We start from the raw sequence: 21,636 nt of genomic DNA, 5'->3' as shown, positions 1-21,636 counted from the left end.
TCCATTTCACACGTTAGGAAGTGTCAAATGAGCAAGGAAGAAAAGAATAAAGGTCAAGCCGTTACCGGCTCTGGTCCTGACAACACGTCAACCTTCAATCGCCGCGCCGTGCTGCTTGGCTCGTCCTCGCTGGTCGTAGCCGCGGCACTGACATCGGAAGCCACGGCGCAGGCACACAGGACGAAGCCGACGTCTCCGTCAAACGGGGCTGCCGGTGGCAAGAAACCAAACATCCTGTTCATCATGGGCGACGACATCGGCTGGTTCAATGTCAGCGCCTACAACATGGGCATTATGGGCTATCGCACGCCCAACATCGACCGGATCGGCAAGGAAGGCGCCATTTTCACCGACTGGTATGGCCAGCAGAGCTGCACCGCCGGGCGCGCTGCCTTCATTACGGGACAGACGCCGGTTCGTACCGGTCTCACCAAGGTTGGCCTGCCTGGCGCCACGCTCGGCCTCGGGCCGCTCGATCCCAGCGTTGCCGACGTTCTCAAAACATACGGTTACGCCACCGGCCAATTCGGCAAGAACCACCTCGGCGACCGCGACGAGCATCTTCCGACCGCGCACGGCTTCGATGAGTTTTTCGGCAACCTCTATCACCTCAATGCGGAGGAAGAGCCGGAGAACCCTGACTATCCCAAGAGTCCGGAGTTCCGGAAGAAGTTCGGCCCGCGCGGCGTCATCAAGTCGACCGCCGATGGCAAGATTGAGAATACCGGCCCGCTCAACACCAAGCGCATGGAGACGATAGACCAGGAGTTTCTTGACGCCGCCAAGGATTTCATCAACCGGCAGCACAAGGCCGACAAGCCGTGGTTCTGCTATTTCAACTCGACACGGATGCACATTTTCACGCATCTGAAGGCGGCGTCGCAGGGCAAGACCGGCCTCGGCATCTATCCAGACGGGATGGTCGAGCACGACGGCATGGTTGGCGAATTGCTGAAGCTCGTCGACGACCTCGGCGTCGCTAACGACACCATCATCGTCTACTCCACCGACAATGGCGCGGAGGTCTTCACCTGGCCCGATGGGGGCACCACGCCGTTCAAGGGCGAGAAGGCAACGAATTGGGAGGGAGGTTTCCGCGTACCCTGCCTGATCAAGTGGCCCGGCGTGATCCAGCCGGGCAGGGTCATCAACGACATCTGCGCGCATGAGGATTTCATCCCGACCTTCGCGGCGGCCAACGGCGACACCGACCTGGTCGAGCGGACGAAGAAAGGTACCACGCTCAACGGCAAGCAGTTCAAGGTCCATTTCGACGGCTTCAACCTGCTGCCATTCCTCAAAGGCGAGGTGAAAGAATCGCCGCGGACCGAGTTCCTGTACTGGAGCGACGATGGAGACTTGATGGCGCTTCGAGTCAAGGAATGGAAAATCGCCTTCCTGGAGCAACACACTGAGGTTAGCCCCGCGAATCCGGTCGGCGTTTGGCAGGGTCAATTCACTAAATTACGAGCACCCATGCTCTACAATCTGCGTTCCGACCCATTCGAGCGTGGACCTACCAGCATGTACTACGCTGATTGGCTAGCGCGGCATGTTTTTATACAGGTGCCGGCGCAGGGCATCGTCGCAAGATACATCGAGAGCTTCAAGGAGTTTCCGCCACGCGCCAAAGCGGCAAGTTTCACTGTCGGCGACGTGATGGAGAAGCTGACAACAGGTAGTCCGAGCAAGAACTGATCGGCGTAACGGTTGGCGGCGGACCGCGATACCGCGGTCCGTCGCGGGTATGAAATGGTGCCGAGTGGCGCAACGCCGCCATCCTGACCCGGACGGAGCTATAGCGTGCCGGAATCAGCTAACAAAAGGGAAGAAGGAAGCAAGACGAGGGCTACGCATGCTTGAGCAGCGTGCGGGTTGCGGCGGTGACGTCGGCTTGCCGCATCAGACTTTCACCGACGAGGAAGGTTGAGATACCAACCCGTTCGAGTCGCGCGAGGTCGTCCGGCGTGAAGATACCGCTTTCTCCCACCATTAGCCGATCTTTCGGAATGTGAGGCGCCAACGCTTCGCTGGTTTCGAGCATCGTCTCAAACGTGCGCAGATTGCGATTGTTGACTCCGATCATCGGCGAACGCAGCTTCAGCGCACGATCCAACTCCTCGCGGTTATGAATTTCGAGCAGCACATCCATGCCGAGATCGAGCGCGGCCGCCTCGATGTCTGTCGCTGTAGCATCGTCGAGCGCGGCCATGATGATCAGAATGCAGTCCGCTCCATGCGCCCGCGCCTCGACAACCTGATAGGTGTCGAACATGAAATCCTTGCGCAGCACCGGCAGCGACGTTGCGGCGCGGGCGGCGACCATGAAGTCGAGATGGCCCTGAAATGATGGCGCATCGGTGAGAACGGAGAGGCAAGCGGCACCGCCGGACTCATAGGCTCGGGCGAGGGAGGGCGGATCGAAGTCGGCGCGGATCAGGCCCTTCGAGGGCGAGGCCTTCTTGACCTCGGCGATCAGGGCATATTCTCCCTTGGAGAGCTTGCTGCGGATGGCTTGGACGAAGCCGCGCGGCGGCGAAGCGGCATTTGCGGCGGCCGTGACGTCACTGAGAGGACGTGCGCGCTTTGCGCTCGCAATCTCCTCGCGCTTATAGGTTTCGATCCTGATCAGGATGTCGGCCACGCCACCGTCCTCACCCGTTGGAAACCGCAACCAGCTGCTTCAGCTTGTTCATGGCGCCTCCGCCGTCGAGCGATTTTGTGCCGAGCGCGACGCCGTCCTTCAAGGTCTTCGCCTTGCCTGCCACGATCAGGGCCGCCGCCGCGTTGAGCAGGGCGACATCGCGGAAGGCGCCGGGCTTGCCTTCAAGCACGTTGCGCAAGGACGCCGCGTTCGCCTCGGCGTCGCCACCCTTCAGCGCATCGCCACCCGCGCGGGACAATCCCGCGTCCTCCGGCGTCACCTCGAACGAGCGGATATTGCCGTTTTCGAGCGCGGCGACAAATGTTGGGCCGGTGAGGGTGATCTCATCCAAGCCGTCCGAGCCGTGAACCACCCATACCGATTCGGAACCGAGGTTCTTCAGCACCTGCGCCAGCGGTTGCACCCATTGCCGCGAGAACACGCCAACCATCTGCCGCCTGACGCCGGCGGGATTGGACAGTGGCCCCAGCAGATTGAAGATGGTGCGGGTTGCGAGTTCGACGCGTGTCGGGCCGACATTCTTCATCGCCGGATGGTGCGATGGCGCGAACATGAAGCCGATGCCGGCCTCGTTGACGCAGCGGCCTACCTGTTCAGGGGTGAGGTCTATCTTGATGCCGAGCGCAGCGAGGCAGTCGGCAGCTCCGGATTTAGACGATAGCGCGCGGTTGCCGTGCTTGGCGACGGGCACGCCGGCACCTGCGACGATGAACGACGCGCAGGTTGAGACATTCACTGAGCCTGAGCCGTCGCCACCGGTGCCGACCACATCGACCGCGTCCGTGGGCGCTTTGACTCGCAGCATCTTCGATCGCATCGCCGAGACCGCCCCGGTGATTTCGTCGACGGTTTCGCCGCGCACGCGCAGCGCCATCAAAATCCCGCCCATTTGCGAGGGCGTTGCTTCGCCGGACATCATACGGTCGAACGCTGATGCAGCTTCCTCACGCGTCAGTGTCGCGCCGGTAGCGACTTTTCCAATGAGAACCTTGAGATCGTCCATCGGATGCTTTCGGAATACGGGAGCGCGTCGGTCCCGTCAGAAGTTGCTGGCGCCGATGATTTGCGCCACGGCCGCCTGATTGATCGTGGTGCCAATCTCGCCTTCGAGCTTGACGATGTACTGGCCGACATACTCATCCGACAGGCTGCGCTGGATGCCCTCACGCAGCTTCTTCATCTCATCGGAGGCAAGATCGAGCGGTGGCACTGTCACGTCGGTGACGCGGAAAACGATCCATTCCTCGTGACCCGCGCCCGGCGCCTGGCCGGCTCCGCCTTTGACGACGCGGAATGCGGCGGCGACCACGGCGGCAGGCAATTCGGCCGTTGTGGCGTCCCGTTTGATAGCACTCGCGCTTTCGACCTTGAGACCGAGTCCGGCTGCCTCGTCGGCGAGCTTGCCGCCCTGGTCGAGCTTGCGGACCATGTCCGTGGCCTTGGTCAGCAGACGGCCGCTGATCTGTTCGTCGCGCCACCCCGCCTCGATCTTGTTCCTGACCTCGTCGAGGGTGCGGTCGCGCGAGGGTGTGACGCCGAGAAGGTCAAACCAGACGAAACCATTATTACCGAGTTGCAGCGTTTCGTTGTCGACGCCGACATCGCTGGCGAATGCCTGCGCGATCAGGTCGGCTCCCTGCGGAAGCCCTGTAACGGGTTTGCCGTCCGGTGCACGTCCGGACCGATCGACGGCCTCGATGGTGACCGCGGTCAGTCCAAGCTTCTTGGCGGCCTCGATAACGGTCGCGCCGCCGCCGCGCTCGTCCTCCATCTTATTGTGGAGGTTGTTGATCTCGGAGCGCGCGCGTTCAACCGCGACGTCGTGCTTCAATTTTTCGGCAACGCTTTCGTACGTCGGCTGATTTCCTGGCTCGATGCGGCCGACCTTGATCAGCGCGACGCCGAATTTGCCCTGGATCGGCTGACTGATTTCATCGGTTTTCATCGCAAACCCTGCGTTGGCGATGGCGGGATCAACGATCTCGGATCTCGGGATCGTACCAAGGTCGATGTCGGACGCTGCAAGGCCGCGCTCCTTGGCGATATCGTCGAATGACGCGCCGCTGGTGATCTTCTCCCGTGCGGCCTGAGCGTCTGTAATGTTGGGGAACATGATCTGCCGGAGTTGCCGCCGTTCGGGCGTGGACAGCTTGTTCTTGCGTTCCTCATAGACCTTTCTGGCGTCGTCGTCGGACACCGCCGTCCATTTGGCGACCTCTTCGGGCGTCAGCATCACCAACGCGATCTTGCGATATTCCGGCGCGCGGAACTGCACCTTGTGGGCGTTGAAATAACCGGACAATTGGTCCGCCGTGGGAGGATCGATGCTTCCGGCCTGTGCCACGCCGAGCTTGACGTAATCGATGGTCCGCTGCTCGTTCTGGAAGCGGTTCAGCGCCTCCAGCAACTTCGTTGAAGGTTCTACTCCCGCCGTCACCGTTCCGGCGATCTGGCGGCGCAGCGTCGTATGCCGTTGCTCGGCAACAAAGCGTTGCTCGGTATACCCCAGCTGTCGGATGAGGCCGGCGAAGCGCGCCGGATCGAAGGCGTCATGAGCTCCCTTGAAGTTGGGATCGGTCATGATCTGGCGGCTGATTTCCTTATCCGAAACAGCGAGGCCCTTGCGCCGGGCGTCCTCATCGAGCGCGGCTTCCGCGATCACTTGCTGCAAAATCTGACGGTCGAGGCCGAGGGCCTTGACCTGATCGGGAGGCAGCGCGCGGCCGAACTGGCGTCCGATCTGTTGCAGACGGTCGTTGTAGATTTGCCGAAACTGCTCGGTCGAAATCTCGGTGCTGCCGACCGTAGCCAGCGACGACTGGCCGAAGCCATGAAAGATGTCCGCGATGCCCCAGATGCCGAAGGCGACGATCAACAAGCCCATCACGATCGTCATGATGGCCTTGCCGAGCCAGTTTGATGAGGCGTTGCGTATTCCTCGAAGCATGAGTCCGTCTTTTGTAGGAGGGAAGCGGGTCGCACCTGAGCGGAAGCCGCGCCAGGGCGCCACCGAGTTGATAACGCATCATAAAGTGGCAAGCGCGCCGTCGCAACCTCAGTGGAACGCCTCGACTATAAGCCGCACCGGGTACCGGAGACTGGCCCCGGCCGATAACCTCTGCTAGCAAAGGTCCGCCAACCTCGGCGTCGGATTGCCGGTATACCGAGGTGGCGCAACGTCAAAATCATCCATGAGAGATCCATGACCGGGCTGCGACCGCTGATTGCTGGAAACTGGAAGATGAACGGCCTCAAGGCTTCGGCCAGCGAGCTCGGCCAGATGATCGCAGGTGCGGACGGCCCCGCGCAAAAAGCCGATCTGCTAATCTGTCCGCCGGCGACGCTGGTATTGGCGTTTGTGGGTGCGGTCCAGGGCTCACCGGTGCGGATCGGCGGTCAGGATTGTCATCCCAAAACCTCCGGCGCTCATACGGGCGATATTTCCGCCGAGATGCTGGCGGATGCGGGCGCCACCGCCGTCATCGTCGGCCATTCCGAGCGCCGCGCCGATCATACAGAGACCGACGCTCTGGTGCGACAAAAAACCGAAGCCGCCTGGCGGGCGGGGTTGATCGCCATCGTCTGCGTCGGCGAAACCCAGGACCAGCGTGATGCCGGTCAGACGCTTGAGGTGGTCGGACAACAGCTTACGGGTTCGCTGCCGGACGGCGCGACCGCCACCAATCTCGTCGTGGCCTACGAGCCGGTATGGGCGATCGGCACCGGACGTACGCCGACATCGGAAGATGTTCAGGAGGTCCATAGATTTATCCGCGAACAGCTCGCGGAACGGTTTAGCGTGGAGGGGGCGAAAACTCGTATCCTCTATGGCGGATCGGTGAAGCCGTCGAACGCTGCGGAGTTGTTGGCGGTTCCAAATGTAAACGGAGCGTTGATTGGCGGCGCCAGCCTCAAGGCGGCAGATTTCCTTGGGATCGCCCAAGCCGTTGCCTGACCGTTCATCTCTTGGTGCCCAGCGACCCTGCGGGGGTGACAACGTCGCGCCTGATCGTGTAGATACCGCCGAGTGTGGCGGTTCAGAAGTTCGCTTTCAGCGTCAGCGAGTCCGTCAGGCGAACTTCTCAAGCCCCGCAAGCAAGCCCCGCAAGATCGTGACTCCGGCTGGCGGGCGAGCGCTGTGATGGAAGGCCAAGATGCAGACCGTTGTTATCGTAATCCACCTGATCATCGTTTCGGTACTGACCATCATCGTGCTGCTGCAAAAGTCCGAAGGCGGCGGCCTCGGCATGGGCGGCGGCGCCGGATTTATGTCAAGCCGGGGCACCGCGAATCTGCTGACGCGCACTACGGCCTTCCTTGCGGCTGGCTTTTTCGTGACCAGCCTGTTCCTGTCATGGCTTGCGGGCGTCCATCAAAATCCGGGTTCGATCCTGGATGGCGCCCCAGCGTCGCAGTCCCAGCCGGCAGGAGGCACGACCCCGGCAACTCCGCCCTCCGGCGGCGGCCTTCTCGATTCGCTGAAACAATCGGACCAGCCGGCCCCGCCGGCGCCCGCCGGTCCGCAAGCGCCGCGTTCGCAATAAAGCGGGGCATCGATGCAGGAGCGGGATTGCCGCTTTGCATCAAAAGCCTTAGCCAAGAGACTGCAATCGTTTGAATTTTGAAGTCACCCACAGTCGATCTGCATTCCGGCTGACGGCTGGGATTGGTTTTGGCGAATCGTCTCGGGAGCCTTAAAGGTTGAGACCCATGGCGCGGTATATTTTCATCACCGGCGGCGTGGTTTCCTCGCTCGGAAAAGGTCTGGCTTCGGCGGCGCTCGGCGCGCTGTTGCAGGCGCGTGGCTACAAGGTCCGCCTTCGCAAGCTCGACCCCTACCTCAACCTCGATCCGGGAACGATGTCGCCTTACCAGCACGGCGAAGTATTCGTGACTGACGACGGTGCCGAGACCGATCTCGATCTCGGTCATTACGAGCGCTTTACCGGGCGCCCCGCGACCAAGCAGGACAACATCACCACCGGCCGCATCTATCAGGACATCCTGACCAAGGAGCGCCGCGGCGACTATCTTGGGGCTACGATCCAAGTGGTTCCCCATGTCACCAACGCCATCAAGCATTTCATCCTCGACGGTAATGATGGCTATGACTTCGTGCTGTGCGAGATTGGCGGCACGGTGGGTGACATTGAGGGGCTACCGTTCTTCGAGGCGATCCGGCAGATCAAGAACGATCTCCCGCGCGGTGCCGCGATCTACGTTCACCTGACGCTGCTGCCGTTCATCCCGAGCGCTGGCGAGTTGAAGACCAAACCTACGCAGCATTCGGTGAAGGAATTGCGGTCCATCGGCATCCAGCCCGATATCCTGCTGTGCCGCACCGACCGGGAAATCCCCAAGGAGGAGCGCCGGAAGCTCGGATTGTTCTGCAATGTCCGGGAAAGCGCCGTGATCGAGGCGCGCGATGCAGATAACATCTATGCCGTACCGGAAGTCTATCACGCCGCCGGCCTCGACGACGAGGTTCTGGCGGCGTTTGGAATCGAGCCGGCTGCGCCTCCGGCGCTGCAAGGCTGGCATGAGATCAACGAGCGCATCCGCAATCCGGAAGGAGCAGTGACGATTGCGATTGTCGGCAAGTACACCGGCATGAAGGACGCCTACAAATCGCTGATCGAGGCGCTGTCCCATGGCGGTATCGCCAACAAGGTGAAAGTCAATCTCGACTGGATCGAGAGCGAAGTGTTCGAAAACGAAGATGCCGCACCATTCCTCGGACATGTCGATGGAATTCTGGTGCCGGGCGGTTTCGGTCAGCGCGGCGCCGAGGGCAAGATCAAGGCGGCGCGGTTCGCTCGCGAAAGGCGTGTACCGTATTTCGGCATCTGCTTTGGAATGCAGATGGCCGTGATCGAGGCGGCCCGCAACCTGGTTGGAATTGCAGACGCTAACTCGACCGAATTCGGCCCGACCAGCGAGCCGCTGGTCGGGCTGATGACCGAATGGCTCCGTGGTAACGAACTGGAGAAGCGCGCGAAGGCTGGAGATCTCGGCGGCACCATGCGGCTCGGTGCCTATCCGGCGGCGCTTAGGCGCGGCAGTCGCGTCTCAGGAATCTACGGCGGGGCGCTGGAGGTTTCCGAGCGGCACCGCCATCGCTACGAAGTCAACACTGCCTACAAGGACCGCCTGGAGCACCACGGACTACGGTTCTCGGGCCTCTCGCCTGACGGTGTGCTGCCGGAGATCGTCGAGTACGAAGATCATCCCTGGTTCATCGGTGTGCAATACCACCCAGAACTGAAGTCACGGCCGTTCGAGCCGCACCCGCTATTTGCCTCGTTCATCCAGGCAGCGGTGGTGCAGAGCCGGCTGGTGTAGCTAGAGCGTCGCTTCTGACTAAATCAGGAGCGGCGCTCTAGATTGTTGTTTTGACGCGTTTTCTTCACGCGAACCGGTATCCACTTCGCTCGAAAACGCTATAGCTATTTCGCACACCCGGATGTTTGGTCGCCCTGACGCGCCATCGGCTTGCCGTTGATGAATACGCCATGGCTGCCCGATGTGACGGAGCCGCCGCATCCGGTTCGGTCGCCGGTCACCGTTGCGGGTTTGCCGTTGATGAAGACGTTAGGCGATCCCTCGATCAACGCGCCGCCGGTCGTAGAGTCGCCCTGACGCGCGGCAGGTTTGCCGTTGACCATCACGTCCTGACTTCCGCCGGTCACGACGCCCGGCGATTGCGATGCCGGGTTTGGCGTCTGGCTCCACGCCGGTCCCAGTTGAGCCGCACCGATAAAGGCATATGCAGAGACGGTAAAAACAATAAGGAGCAGTCGCATTTGGCCTCCGGGGCAATGCCGAAAGCTTATCAAACCGGTCCCGAGGGGGCTATGCTTCGCGCGCACGCTCGCATTCCGTGCATGCGGGTTGATCCTGCCGCTGCGGCCCGGCATGGTCCGCCGATAAAGGAATTCACCTTGAACCAGTCCGTCTCCGCAGCGCCCGTCGTCTCCGTCGGCTCCGTAACTTTCGGCCAGGACCTGCCCCTGTCGATCATTGCCGGTCCGTGCCAGATGGAAAGCCGGGCTCACGCAGTCGAGGTGGCCGGTGCGCTGAAGGAAATCGCCGCGCGGCTGAACATCGGCCTTGTCTTTAAGTCCTCATTCGATAAGGCCAACCGCACCAGCGCTTCGGGCGCGCGGGGGATCGGGTTGAAGCAGGCGCTGCCGGTTTTCGCAGAGATTCGGTCATCGCTCGGATTGCCTGTGCTGACCGACGTCCACGAGGCAGCCCAGTGCGCCGAGGTCGCGCAGGCGGTCGATGTGTTGCAGATACCCGCATTCCTTTGCCGGCAGACTGACCTTTTGCTGGCGGCGGCGACGACCGGCAAAGTCGTCAATGTCAAGAAGGGGCAATTTCTGGCGCCATGGGATATGGGGAACGTGGTGGCCAAGATCACTGGCGGCGGCAACCGCAATGTGCTGGTGACCGAGCGCGGTGCATCGTTCGGCTACAATACGCTGGTGTCCGATATGCGCGCGCTGCCGATCCTTGCGCGCACCACCGGCGCGCCCATCATCTTCGATGCGACTCATTCCGTGCAGCAGCCGGGCGGCAAGGGTACCTCGTCTGGCGGTGAGCGCGAATTCGTGCCGGTGCTGGCGCGTGCGGCGGTTGCGGTCGGCGTCGCCGGCGTGTTCATCGAGACCCATCCAGATCCCGATCATGCGCCATCGGATGGCCCCAACATGGTGCCGCTGCGTGAGTTCGAGGCGTTGGTGCGAAGGCTGATGGCGTTTGATGCGCTGGCGAAGGCGACCGATCCGGCCCGCCCGAAATGACATCGGTGCCCCCGGCAGCGGCCGAAAAGCACAGACTGCCGCCGCTCCTCAATATCATTGCTCTGGCTACCTTCGCGGCGAGCCTGTCGACGCGTGCGATGGATCCGGTGTTGCCGCATGTCGCCGACGATTTGTCGGTGACGGTCGCCACCGCCGCCGGCCTCTCGGCGGTCACCGCATTTTCGTTTGCGGTCGTGCAGCCGCTGATCGGCGCTGCAGCCGATATCTTCGGCAAGGGACGGCTGATGCTGATGTGCCTGGTGCTGCTCGGCATTTCGAACGTCGCCGGCGCATTGTGCTCGTCCTACAGCGCGCTGTTCGTGACGCGCGTCTTTGCGGGGATAGCATCGGGCGGTGTTTTCCCGGTCGCGCTCGGCATGGCAAGCGACCTGGTGTCGGTGCCGCAGCGCCAGGTGGCGATCGGCCGGACCATTGCGGGTACGATGGGAGGCAACCTGCTGGGCGCCTCGTTTTCCGGCGTGATTGGCGATCTCGTCGGCTGGCGCGGTGTGCTTGTCGTGCTCGGAGCGCTGGTTCTTGCGACTTCGATTGCTGTTAGGCTTGGATTTCACCGCGGCGACGCGATCGCAACCTCGCGGCAGATGAAGTTTGCCGATCTGCGGCAGGGTTATCGGCAGATCTTCAGCAATTCCAACGCCAAGGTCTGCTACTCTGCTGTTTTCATCGAAGGCTGCTGCGTACTTGGACTGTTTCCCTACGTCGCGGCGTTCCTGTTCGAACTCGGTGAAACCCGGCTTTCGATCGCGGGCATCGTCATTGCCGGATTTGCCGTCGGCGGCCTGTTCTACACCATGACGATATCGCAGTTCCTGTCGCTGCTCGGCGTACGCGGCTTGATGATATCAGGCGCAATGATGGTGGCGGCGCAACTTGTCGCGGTAGCCTTCGGTCCGGACTGGCATATCCAGATGCTCAGCTTCATCCTGATGGGCTGGGGCTTCTACATGCTGCACGGCTGCCTGCAGGTGTTCGCCAGCGAATTATCCGAGCAGGCGCGGGCGACGGCGTTGTCGCTGCATTCGTTCTTCTTTTACATGGGGCAGACTGCCGGTCCGATCGCCTATGGCGTGAGCCTTTCCTGGGCCGGAAAATTTCCCACGCTTGCCGCGAACGCCGTCGTCATCGCAATTCTCGGGTTGGCTTGTGCGGGGCTACTGACCGGCAGGGCCGCCTCACGCGCGCGCTAAAGAAACTCGGTCAGCGCTCAACCTCGGCCTCGGTAGGACGGGACGGCCTGATCGGGAATCCAGACGCCCTTCGGCGCCGTGCCTGTCTGCCAGAATACGTCGATGGGAATGCCGCCGCGCGGAAACCAGTAGCCGCCGATACGCAGCCATTTCGGCCTGACCGCGCCGACGATGCGCTTGCCGATTGCCACCGTGCAGTCCTCGTGGAAAGCCCCGTGATTGCGAAAACTGGCGAGATAGAGCTTGAGCGATTTCGACTCCAGCAGCCAGGACCCCGGCACATAATCGATTACCAAATGCGCAAAATCCGGCTGACCGGTGACCGGGCACAGCGCGGTAAACTCCGGCACCGTGAACCGCGCGACATAATTGGTGCCTCTCTGGGGATTGGGCACACGGTCGAGTTTTGCCTTCTCCGGAGAATCAGGCCACGCCACGGCGCGGCCGAGTTGCAAAGGAGACGATTTTGGCGAAGAGAGGAGCTTTCCTGGCATGATCGTCTCTGTCAAAGCGGGAGCAGCGGAAGTGGAGCCGGTTTTGCATCGATTACGCTGCAAATAGATTTATTCAGCGCATGATCTTTTCGCGAATTTCTGCTGATAGCCAATCCTAACGGGCTCGTCACGAGGGCGTCACGATTCACGGCCTTTCCCGCCCCCAAGCATTGCTGTAGAAGCAGCGCAAAATCTAGTGATTCAAGAGGTTCTTATGACTGCCATCGTCGACATCATCGGCCGCGAAATTCTCGACAGCCGCGGCAATCCGACCGTCGAGGTCGATGTGGTGCTCGAAGATGGGGCGATGGGACGGGCCGCGGTGCCCTCCGGTGCCTCTACCGGCGCTTATGAGGCGGTCGAACTGCGTGACGACGACAAGAGCCGCTATCAGGGCAAGGGCGTACGGAAAGCGGTCGACGCTGTGAACGGCGAGATTTTCGATGCGATCGGGGGCATGGACGCCGAGCAGCAGGTGCAGATCGACGAGATCCTGATCGAGCTTGATGGGACCGCGAATAAGGGTCGACTCGGCGCCAACGCGATTCTCGGCGTGTCGCTGGCGCTCGCTAGGGCAGCGGCGGACTCTCTCGACATACCTCTGTACCGTTATGTCGGCGGCGTCACGGCGCGAACGCTTCCGGTGCCGATGATGAATATCGTCAACGGCGGTGTGCATGCCGATAATCCGATCGACTTTCAGGAATTCATGATCATGCCGGTCGGCGCCAAAACGTTCTCGGACGCGCTGCGCTGCGGTTCCGAGATCTTTCACACATTGAGAGCCGAGCTGAAGAAGGCCGGTCACAACACCAACGTCGGCGACGAGGGTGGTTTTGCACCGGACCTGCCATCGGCCGGTGCGGCGCTCGATTTCATCATGGGTGCGATCGTCAAGGCTGGGTACAGGCCGGGTGATGACGTGGCGCTGGCGCTCGATCCGGCTTCGACTGAATTCTTCAAGGACGGCAAGTATGTTTACGGAGGCGAGGGCAAGACCCGTTCGATCGAGGAACAGGCAAAATATCTCGCCAAGCTGGCCTCTGACTATCCAATCGTTTCAATCGAGGACGGTATGGCCGAGGACGATTTCGAGGGCTGGAAGATCATCACCGACATGATCGGCAAGACGTGCCAACTTGTCGGCGACGACCTGTTCGTTACCAACGTGACCCGGCTCGCCGACGGCATTCGAAATGGGCGTGCCAATTCCATTCTCATTAAGGTCAACCAGATAGGCACGTTGACCGAGACGCTTGCCGCTGTCGAGATGGCGTACAAGGCCGGCTACACCGCCGTGATGTCGCACCGCTCGGGAGAGACCGAAGACTCCACCATCGCTGACCTCGCGGTCGCCACCAATTGCGGACAGATCAAGACCGGATCGCTGTCGCGTTCGGATCGTGCCGCCAAGTACAATCAGCTACTTCGCATCGAGCAGCAACTTGGCTCGCAGGCGAGGTACGCGGGCCGTGCGACGCTAAAGGCGTTGGCATAGCGCGACTACCAGACGGAAGCAGCGGCGGACGCAGGATTTCCTCAGAACGAGGATTCGCTCAGCATCTCGCCGCTTGAAACGGCGAAGAGGCTGCTCCGCTTACTGCACTGGGGCTTCGGAGACATGATCGCGCTTGGCAGGTCGCTTGGCGCGATACGTGCCCCGGCCGACGGCCTGAAGCACGGCAGCGATCGCCTTGCGGTGGAGGGCTTCAGCCTTGTCGACGTCAAAATGGCTGTATTGCCCGCCTTCGTTGAGGTTAGATAGGCTACCATGAAATTGCTTGCTTGCCTCGACCGGGCGTCCCCAGGCGGTGGGAACGTAGAAATTAATGATCCGTCGGACATTAGGTGGAACCCGATCCGGCGCTGTCGGATCGAAGTTCACGATCAGCGCCACCGGAATCCTGCGATCGTTGAGCGTGCGTGCCAGTGAGATCGTCGTATCCGCGCCGTAGGAATGACCCATCAGGATGATCGGTTCACGGTTGCCGGCACGAAAATTAGCGGTAATGCTGTCAGCGAGCGAGGACCAGGATGTGTAGGACACGGCTTCGGCCTTCACGCCCGCTCTCTGGAGCTTCGCGGCCAGGTCGTCCATGCCTAGCGAAAATACGTTAAACAGGCCCCGCATAAGATAAACATGACCTGGCCTGTGTGGCGCCACAGTCTGCGCGATGGCCGAATTCGCCATGAATCCGCCTAGCGCAAACAGGATAAGACCTCCGATCCCGGCACGCAGGCCGCGGCGAGCAGACGGACAATCAGTAGGCATCAATAAGTTCCATTTTGAATCGCTTGAAGAGTCTATATTTCGCCTTCGCATTCTCGCGTCAATTGTGTGTTGCTAGAAATCTTGTGTGTTGTGATTGAAACGCCACAGATGGAGTGTTTCCAGGGAAGTATTCGAGGCCGAAGTTGGGTATCGTATTCGCAGCCCGAAAATTTGCGTCTCTCTGCTTGGCTTGAAAAGACGACGACTACGGAAGTGGCGGGATGATCGCACGGCGGCATGTCTTTCATATTGGCGGATACGATCCAATTTCGCCGGAGCAGCAGCATCGTCGCTGTGAACGATCACTGTCGGTGTTTCAACGCACATGGGGCGTGAGGGCCGAAATCGTGAGCGCGATCGAGGCGACGCCGGTTAGCGCGTCCTGGGACATCGAGGCGTCCGGACCCAACTGGAACACGCGCACATCCTATGAAATGTTGCGATGGGACGACTTGATCCTTGAGGATCACGCGCGGGGCATGTGGTCGCGCCTCGGGCAGAGCCTCGTCACGCTGGTTGATTTCATTGTGACCGGCACGCTGTTCCGTTTTATGTATGCGAACTGGAAATATGCTGGCTTCTTTCTGTTTCCGTATCTGTATGTCGCAGGGTTCATCGGATGCGGCGCGGCGGTGGGATACGGTCTAGTCTGGCTCACAGGCGTGACCGGGTTCCAGGCGGTCGTGCTCGGGGGTACGGCGATCGTGGGCGTCACGGCCGGCTTGTGGCGTCTGTTGGGCTGGCGGCGTCCAATCAACCATGTGTTCGACGATTGGATCTTTTCGCGCGAGTTTGTTTACGGCCGGCGGCCGCGGATGGATGCTCGGATCGATCGGTTCGCAGAGCGGATACTCGATCGGGTTCGCGATGCCGATATCGATGAGGTTGTCATTGTAGGTCATTGCCTCGGCGCCGCGCTGGTCATGGATACGATCGCGCGCGCACTCAAACGCGATCCCAAACTTTCACGGCGCGGCGCTTCATTGTGCGTCCTCACCGTCGGCTCTACCATTGCGAAATTCTCGCTGCATCCGCGCGGCGAGCGCATTCGTCAGGCCACGCAATCCGTTGCCGAGGAACTCCGAATCCCGTGGACCGAATACCACGCTCGCGACGACGCCATCAGTTTCTATCGCTTCGATCCCGTTATATTAAAGCGTGTCAGCCGCGAGCGTTCGGAGGGACGTCCGAACATCCGGCGTGTGCAGTTGCACGACATGATGGACAAGGCTAGCTTCCGGCGTCATCGGTTCAACTTCATGCTGTTGCACTACAAATTCTTGATGGGAAACAGCGTGCGTGCCAATTACGACCATTGCCTTATCGTTTGCGGTCCGCTGCCGTTCGACGAGATCACGGTGCCCCGTGGCGGTGTTGATCGTTTCGGAGAGGACGGCTCGCTTCTGAAGCGCGCGTCATCCGAGGTGACCGCGGCCACGACCAGGCTGGCGGGCGCCGCCGTCGGCGCTGCGTAAGCGCGGCGGCGGCTGATGTCTTCGATCGCTCTGGGACAGACGATATGGCTTATCGGCCTCGTCGCCTGGTTTATCATCCGCTATCCCTACGCCCGGCGGGCGCGGGGCACTGCAACGTTGCGGCGCGATGGTACCTGGCGAGAGCGCGTGCTTCTGGCGGCGTCTTTTGTCGGACTGTTTGCCATTCCGATGGTCAATCTCGCGACGGGATGGCCGCGCGCATGCGCCTACGATCCGGGTTATGGTCTCGTTGTGCTTGGCAGCGTATTGTTTGCCTTCTCGCTCTGGCTGTTCCGCCGCTCACACAAGGATCTCGGTCGGCAGTGGTCGGCCTCACTCGAGGTGCGTGAGGGGCATCGGGTCGTTCGCACCGGTGTGTACCGGACGATCCGTCATCCGATGTATGCGTCATTCTGGCTGTGGGCGATCGCACAAGCCTGTTTGCTGCCGAACCTCGTCGCCGCCTTCAGCGGCATCGTCGCTGTGGCGGTGCTGTTTTTCGCGCGTGTGCGCTTCGAGGAGCGGATGATGATCGAGATGTTCGGGGAAGACTATCGCCGCTACATGCAGCAAACACACCGTATCATTCCCGGCGTGTATTGACCGGAGGTCGAAGGCCCGGCCAAGTTCCTTGATGATTAGTCTCTCGCAGGAGACTGAGCCCTACAGCTTCTTCGCATCGTCAGGTTGTAATCAAGCCAGCGTGAGTGCCGTACAACCATAGGATTTTTCATGGCATCCCAATCCAGCACCGCCGTCATCGTCGGCAGCCTTCGCAAAGAGTCATTTTCGCTGAAAATAGCCAAGGCCTTGACGACGCTCGCGCCGCCTTCGCTTCAGCTCGACGTCATCACGCTGAATGGATTGTCTTTCTACAATCAGGATCTGGAAGCAACGCCGCCGGCTGACTGGGGAAACTTTCGCGATCGCGTCAGGAGCGCTGACGCCGTCCTGTTCGTGACGCCAGAGTACAATCGGTCCGTTCCCGGCGTGTTGAAAAATGCCATCGACGTCGGATCTCGTCCCTATGGGCAGAGCGTTTTCAACGGCAAGCCGGGCGGGGTTATCAGCAATTCGCCGGGTGCCATTGGCGGTTTCGGCGCCAATCATCATCTGCGCCAGTCGCTGGTTTTTCTCAACGTTTCGGTTTTGCAGCAGCCGGAAGCCTATATTGGCGGTATCGGTGATGCGTTCGATGAGAGGGGAGATCTCGTCAAGGCCTCACTGCGCGAGTTCCTCGCAGCCTATGTCAACGCTTTCGCCGCCTGGGTAGCCCAGCATAAAAAATAGCAACTTGGGCGACCCTTGGTTGTTAGCGAAGCATTAACCGGACGACCGCATCGTCGAGCCATGGTTTCGCGCTCACGACTCATATCGCTGCTCACCGGCCTTGCTCTCTATGCGATGGCGGCAATGATCGTCGGCTATTTCGGTGTTAACGCCTATATCGGGAAGTACGGGCTGAATGCGCGGCAGGAGCTCGATCAGGAGATCGTTGCGCTGACGTCCGAACTGGAGCGGCTGAAGGCGGAGCGCGCGGAGGGCGAGAAGCGGGTCGCGCTTTTAAGGTCAAGCGGAATCGACCCCGACATGCTCGATGAGCGCGTCCGTTATCAGCTCGACTACGCCCATCCGCGCGATCTGATTCAGATCATCCGTCAGAAATAGGAACGCCGTTGGGAGCGCATTGCTCGCGGTATTCTATCCTTTTCGCAAAGGGCTTTTGTCTAATTTCAAAAACCGCTGATTTTCGGTCACGGAATTTCGCGGCGTATCGAACATCGGTAAGATCACGCGCTTTCAAGGTTGCCTGACTTGGGCTAGAGAGGGTGATCCTTTCTCGCATCCGGAATTGCCATGGTCGCATCCAAGAAGAGCGTCACGCAGGTGGTAGGCAACGGCTCGACGAGCCAGCCACCCCCCTCGTTCACGCGCGAGCAAGACCTTCACGCGTTACGCGAAATGCTGCTGATCCGCCGTTTCGAGGAAAAAGCCGGCCAGCTCTACGGAATGGGTGCGATCGGCGGCTTTTGTCATCTTTACATCGGCCAGGAGGCGATCGTCGTCGGAATGCAGATGTCGCTCGAGGAGGGCGATCAGGTCATAACGGGCTATCGCGATCACGGGCACATGCTGGCCTGCGGTATGGATGCCAAGGGTGTGATGGCCGAACTGACCGGGCGGCGCGGCGGCTATTCCAAGGGCAAGGGCGGCTCCATGCACATGTTCAGCAAGGAGAAGCATTTCTACGGCGGCCACGGTATCGTCGGTGCGCAGGTGTCGCTCGGAACTGGCCTCGCCTTCGCTAACCGTTATCGCGGCAACGATCGCGTCAGTCTCACCTATTTTGGGGATGGGGCGGCCAATCAGGGCCAGGTCTACGAGAGCTTCAATATGGCGGAGCTCTGGAAACTTCCGGTGGTCTACATCATCGAAAACAACCGTTACGCAATGGGCACGTCCGTGACGCGCTCGTCGGCGCAGACAGATTTTTCCAGGCGCGGCGTGTCCTTCAACATTCCCGGCGAGCAGGTGGACGGCATGGATGTCCGCGCCGTAAAAGCGGCAGGCGACAAGGCTGTGAAATGGTGCCGCGAGGGTAACGGTCCCTACATCCTGGAAATGCAGACCTACCGTTATCGCGGTCACTCGATGTCAGATCCGGCGAAGTATCGTACGCGCGAGGAGGTCGACAAGGTTCGGCACGATCAGGATCCGATCGAACAGGTCCGAAACCGGCTGTTGGCAGCCAAGCTCCCCGAGGACGATCTGAAGAAGATCGACGCGGAAGCGCGCGAGATAGTCAATACGGCCGCGGACTTCGCGCAAAACGATCCAGAGCCCGACGCGTCCGAGCTTTACACCGATATTTATCGCTAAGCGCGCAAGCCTTTTTCGGAGCGATCATGCCAATCCAAGTTCTGATGCCCGCGCTTTCGCCGACAATGGAGAAAGGCAACCTCGCCAAGTGGCTGAAGAGGGAGGGCGAGACGATCAAGTCTGGCGACGTCATCGCGGAGATCGAAACCGACAAGGCGACCATGGAAGTCGAGGCGACCGACGAGGGCACGCTTGGCAAGATACTCATCCCTGAAGGAACCGCGGACGTGGCGGTGAATACGCCAATTGCCACCATTCTTGCCGATGGCGAGAGCGCGGCCGATCTCGGCAAGATCGAAGCGAAAGCGTTAAAAACATCGGCCGCTTCCGGCCAGGACGTTTCGAAGGAAGTTGCGGAATCCCGTTCGCCGGTCGGCGAGGGCAAGCCCATGATCTCGGACCCGCAACGACCTGCCGGGCCGGCGATAGAGATTCCCGAAGATCCCGACATTCCTGCGGGCACCGAGATGGTGACCATGACCATCCGCGAGGCGCTACGCGACGCCATGGCCGAAGAAATGCGCCGTGACGACAACGTTTTCTTGTTGGGGGAAGAGGTCGCCGAATATCAAGGCGCCTACAAGGTGTCGCAGGGTCTCTTGCAGGAATTCGGCGCACGGCGGGTGATCGACGCGCCGATCACGGAGCACGGTTTTGCCGGCGTCGGCGTCGGCGCTGCGATGGCGGGGTTGAGACCGATCGTCGAGTTCATGACCTTCAACTTCGCGATGCAGGCAATCGACCAGATCATCAATTCGGCTGCTAAGACGCTTTACATGTCCGGCGGACAGATGGGCTGCGGAATCGTGTTCCGAGGCCCCAACGGCGCCGCGTCGCGCGTCGCGGCCCAACACAGTCAGGACTATTCGGCGTGGTACTCGCAAATCCCGGGGCTCAAGGTGATCGCGCCGTATTCCGCCGCCGACTACAAAGGACTTTTGAAAGCCGCGATCCGCGATCCCAATCCGGTGATCTTCCTCGAGAACGAAATCTTATATGGACACACCGGTCCGGTGCCGAAACTCGACGACTATGTGCTGCCGATCGGCAAGGCGCGGATCGCGCGTACCGGTCAGCACGTTACGCTGGTCTCGTGGTCGAACGGTATGACCTACGCATTGAAGGCCGCGGATGAACTCGCCAAGGAGGGCATCGAGGCCGAAGTCGTCGACTTGCGTACGCTGCGCCCGATGGACACCGAAACAATCGTGACATCGGTGCGGAAGACCGGCCGCGCGGTGACCGTGGAGGAGGGCTGGCAGCAATCTGGCGTTGGCGCCGAGATTGTCGCGCGCATCATGGAGCACGCATTCGATTATCTCGATGCGCCGGTGACGCGCGTTTCGGGCAGGGACGTGCCAATGCCATATGCGGCCAACCTCGAAAAGCTGGCGCTGCCGTCGGTGGCTGAAGTCGTCGCGGCGGCCAAGGCCGTTTGTTATCGGTGAGCGGGGTCAGTCATGCCGATTAACATCCTGATGCCCGCGCTGTCGCCGACGATGGAAAAGGGCAATCTCGCCAAGTGGCTCAAGAAAGAGGGCGACAAGGTTAGGTCCGGTGACGTCATTGCCGAGATCGAGACCGACAAGGCGACCATGGAAGTCGAGGCGGTGGACGAGGGCACCATCGCAAAAATCCTGGTGCCGGAAGGTACGCAGGACGTACCGGTCAACAACGTGATCGCGGTGCTCGCCAGTGACGGCGAGGACGTGAAGGCCGCCGCCAGCGGTGCGTCTTCGAAAGGCGAGCCGAAGGCCGAAACAAAAGCAGAATCCAAAGCAGACACGAAAGCTGTTAGCAGAGGTGCGACTCGAATCGCCGACCTTTCCTCCAGTGCGCCCGCGCCTAAGCCTGCATCGTCAGAAACTCAAGCGGCGCAGCGAGCGAACGGTCACGCCCGCATCTTCTCCTCGCCGTTGGCGCGGCGGCTCGCAAGCGAAGCCGGCATCGACCTGGCGCGCATTGAGGGCAGCGGCCCACATGGACGTGTCGTCGCGCGCGACGTAGAGCAGGCGAAATCCGGCAAGGGCGTGAAGGTGCCGGCGACCGCACCAGCAGGTGCGTCTTCAATCGCGCCTTTGATGTCGGACAAGCAAATTCTGTCGCTGTTCGAGGACGGCTCCTACGAACTCGTCCCGCATGACAACATGCGCCGCACGATCGCGCAGCGCCTGACCGCTTCGATCCAGAACGTTCCGCACTTCTATCTGACGATGGACTGCGACATCGGACGGCTGCTGTCCGCGCGCGAGGACATTAACGCGTCGGCGCCGAAGGACAAGGAGAAGAAGCCGCTCTACAAGCTCTCGGTCAACGACTTCGTCATCAAGGCGATGGCGGTGGCGTTGCAACGCGTGCCGAATGCCAACGTCAGCTGGACTGAAGGCGGTATGCTTAAACACAAGCATTCCGATGTCGGAGTCGCGGTTGCGATGCCGGGCGGCTTGATCACGCCGATCATCCGCAAGGCAGAAACAAAATCGCTTTCTGCGATCTCGTCCGAAATGAAGGACTTCGCCGCGCGGGCGCGGGCGCGAAAGCTCAAGCCCGAGGAATATCAGGGCGGCACCACGGCGGTCTCGAATCTCGGCATGTACGGCATCAAGGATTTCACCGCCGTCATCAACCCGCCGCACGCCACCATCCTCGCGGTCGGCGCCAGCGAGGAGCGCGCAGTCGTGCGGGGCGGCAAGATCGAGGCCGCGCACATCATGAGCGTGACGCTGTCCTGCGACCACCGCGCGGTCGACGGCGCGCTCGGCGCGGAACTGATCGGTGCGTTCAGGACGCTGATCGAGAATCCCGTGATGATGATGGTGTGAGCACGCCGGCAAACT

At 60.9% G+C, this 21,636-nt stretch carries 20 protein-coding genes; 14 read left to right on the top strand and 6 right to left on the bottom strand.

The genetic code is table 11. The features are described 5' to 3' along the window. Positions 1-27 precede the first annotated feature (27 nt). The gene (locus ACM561_RS09635; RefSeq protein ID WP_425904704.1) at positions 28-1,698 is read left to right on the top strand and encodes an arylsulfatase; all 1,671 of its coding nucleotides are present in this window, start codon (positions 28-30) and stop codon (positions 1,696-1,698) included. A gap of 151 nt (positions 1,699-1,849) precedes the next feature. Here the strand turns inward: ACM561_RS09635 and trpC are convergent, their stop codons facing one another. Genes trpC through ACM561_RS09620 form a run of 3 tightly spaced genes read right to left on the bottom strand, consistent with a single transcriptional unit; the run spans position 1,850 to position 5,612 of the window. Beyond that, positions 1,850-2,644, bottom strand: coding sequence for an indole-3-glycerol phosphate synthase TrpC (gene trpC / locus ACM561_RS09630; protein WP_425904702.1), 795 nt, complete (start codon positions 2,642-2,644; stop codon positions 1,850-1,852). A gap of 10 nt (positions 2,645-2,654) precedes the next feature. After that, positions 2,655-3,668 (bottom strand): anthranilate phosphoribosyltransferase, encoded by a 1,014-nt coding sequence (trpD, locus tag ACM561_RS09625; RefSeq protein WP_425904701.1) that lies wholly within the window; start codon positions 3,666-3,668, stop codon positions 2,655-2,657. Positions 3,669-3,704: 36 nt separating this feature from the next. Then, positions 3,705-5,612 (bottom strand): SurA N-terminal domain-containing protein, encoded by a 1,908-nt coding sequence (locus ACM561_RS09620; RefSeq protein WP_425904700.1) that lies wholly within the window; start codon positions 5,610-5,612, stop codon positions 3,705-3,707. A 255-nt stretch (positions 5,613-5,867) separates the two neighbouring features. On the opposite strand from ACM561_RS09620, the gene tpiA reads away from it, so the two are divergent. From tpiA to ACM561_RS09605, 3 genes are all read left to right on the top strand, one after another. Further along, the gene (gene tpiA, locus ACM561_RS09615; RefSeq protein ID WP_425904698.1) at positions 5,868-6,620 is read left to right on the top strand and encodes a triose-phosphate isomerase; all 753 of its coding nucleotides are present in this window, start codon (positions 5,868-5,870) and stop codon (positions 6,618-6,620) included. A gap of 199 nt (positions 6,621-6,819) precedes the next feature. Continuing rightward, the gene (secG, locus tag ACM561_RS09610) at positions 6,820-7,209 is read left to right on the top strand and encodes a preprotein translocase subunit SecG (protein WP_425904696.1); all 390 of its coding nucleotides are present in this window, start codon (positions 6,820-6,822) and stop codon (positions 7,207-7,209) included. A gap of 166 nt (positions 7,210-7,375) precedes the next feature. Further along, positions 7,376-9,007, top strand: a complete 1,632-nt coding sequence (locus ACM561_RS09605; protein WP_425904695.1) for a CTP synthase — start codon at positions 7,376-7,378, stop codon at positions 9,005-9,007. A gap of 104 nt (positions 9,008-9,111) precedes the next feature. Here ACM561_RS09605 and ACM561_RS09600 read toward each other — a convergent pair whose 3' ends face one another. After that, the gene (locus tag ACM561_RS09600; protein ID WP_425904693.1) at positions 9,112-9,468 is read right to left on the bottom strand and encodes a PAAR domain-containing protein; all 357 of its coding nucleotides are present in this window, start codon (positions 9,466-9,468) and stop codon (positions 9,112-9,114) included. A gap of 138 nt (positions 9,469-9,606) precedes the next feature. On the opposite strand from ACM561_RS09600, the gene kdsA reads away from it, so the two are divergent. Continuing rightward, positions 9,607-10,470, top strand: a complete 864-nt coding sequence (gene kdsA, locus ACM561_RS09595; protein WP_425904692.1) for a 3-deoxy-8-phosphooctulonate synthase — start codon at positions 9,607-9,609, stop codon at positions 10,468-10,470. Continuing rightward, complete coding sequence (locus ACM561_RS09590; RefSeq protein WP_425904690.1) at positions 10,467-11,678, top strand: MFS transporter; 1,212 nt, start codon at positions 10,467-10,469, stop codon at positions 11,676-11,678. The genes kdsA and ACM561_RS09590 overlap by 4 nt, the downstream gene beginning before the upstream one ends. Positions 11,679-11,695: 17 nt before the next feature. Here ACM561_RS09590 and queF read toward each other — a convergent pair whose 3' ends face one another. After that, a complete protein-coding gene (queF, locus tag ACM561_RS09585) occupies positions 11,696-12,172 on the bottom strand; it encodes a preQ(1) synthase (RefSeq protein WP_425904688.1) in 477 nt (158 codons plus the stop codon). A 214-nt stretch (positions 12,173-12,386) separates the two neighbouring features. Here queF and eno point away from each other — a divergent pair, with 214 nt between their 5' ends. Further along, positions 12,387-13,670, top strand: a complete 1,284-nt coding sequence (gene eno, locus ACM561_RS09580) for a phosphopyruvate hydratase (RefSeq protein ID WP_425904686.1) — start codon at positions 12,387-12,389, stop codon at positions 13,668-13,670. 99 nt (positions 13,671-13,769) lie between these two features. On the opposite strand, the gene ACM561_RS09575 is transcribed toward eno, so the two are convergent. Further along, a complete protein-coding gene (locus ACM561_RS09575) occupies positions 13,770-14,444 on the bottom strand; it encodes a hypothetical protein (RefSeq protein ID WP_425904684.1) in 675 nt (224 codons plus the stop codon). Between the two features lie 221 nt (positions 14,445-14,665). Between ACM561_RS09575 and ACM561_RS09570 the strand changes: the two genes are divergently transcribed. From ACM561_RS09570 to ACM561_RS09540, 7 genes are all read left to right on the top strand, one after another. Beyond that, on the top strand, positions 14,666-15,919 hold the full coding sequence (locus ACM561_RS09570; protein ID WP_425904683.1) for a hypothetical protein: 1,254 nt from the start codon (positions 14,666-14,668) through the stop codon (positions 15,917-15,919). 15 nt (positions 15,920-15,934) lie between these two features. Next, entirely contained in the window at positions 15,935-16,522 is a 588-nt protein-coding gene (locus ACM561_RS09565) for a protein-S-isoprenylcysteine O-methyltransferase (RefSeq protein ID WP_425904681.1), read from the top strand. A 129-nt stretch (positions 16,523-16,651) separates the two neighbouring features. After that, complete coding sequence (locus tag ACM561_RS09560) at positions 16,652-17,209, top strand: NADPH-dependent FMN reductase (RefSeq protein ID WP_425904680.1); 558 nt, start codon at positions 16,652-16,654, stop codon at positions 17,207-17,209. Positions 17,210-17,269: 60 nt separating this feature from the next. Next, positions 17,270-17,587, top strand: a complete 318-nt coding sequence (locus ACM561_RS09555) for an FtsB family cell division protein (protein ID WP_425904678.1) — start codon at positions 17,270-17,272, stop codon at positions 17,585-17,587. 189 nt (positions 17,588-17,776) lie between these two features. Then, the gene (gene pdhA, locus ACM561_RS09550) at positions 17,777-18,799 is read left to right on the top strand and encodes a pyruvate dehydrogenase (acetyl-transferring) E1 component subunit alpha (protein ID WP_425904676.1); all 1,023 of its coding nucleotides are present in this window, start codon (positions 17,777-17,779) and stop codon (positions 18,797-18,799) included. A gap of 26 nt (positions 18,800-18,825) precedes the next feature. Then, positions 18,826-20,247: a pyruvate dehydrogenase complex E1 component subunit beta gene (locus ACM561_RS09545; protein ID WP_425904674.1), complete on the top strand. Its 1,422-nt coding sequence runs from the start codon at positions 18,826-18,828 to the stop codon at positions 20,245-20,247. 12 nt (positions 20,248-20,259) lie between these two features. Then, the gene (locus ACM561_RS09540) at positions 20,260-21,621 is read left to right on the top strand and encodes a pyruvate dehydrogenase complex dihydrolipoamide acetyltransferase (RefSeq protein WP_425904672.1); all 1,362 of its coding nucleotides are present in this window, start codon (positions 20,260-20,262) and stop codon (positions 21,619-21,621) included. Positions 21,622-21,636: the final 15 nt, after the last annotated feature.

This window comes from Nitrobacter sp. TKz-YC02 (genome assembly GCF_049852135.1).
Lineage (GTDB): Bacteria > Pseudomonadota > Alphaproteobacteria > Rhizobiales > Xanthobacteraceae > Nitrobacter > Nitrobacter vulgaris.
The sequence above is the reverse complement of the archived record's forward strand: the minus strand, read 5'-3'. Positions and strand labels throughout refer to the sequence as shown.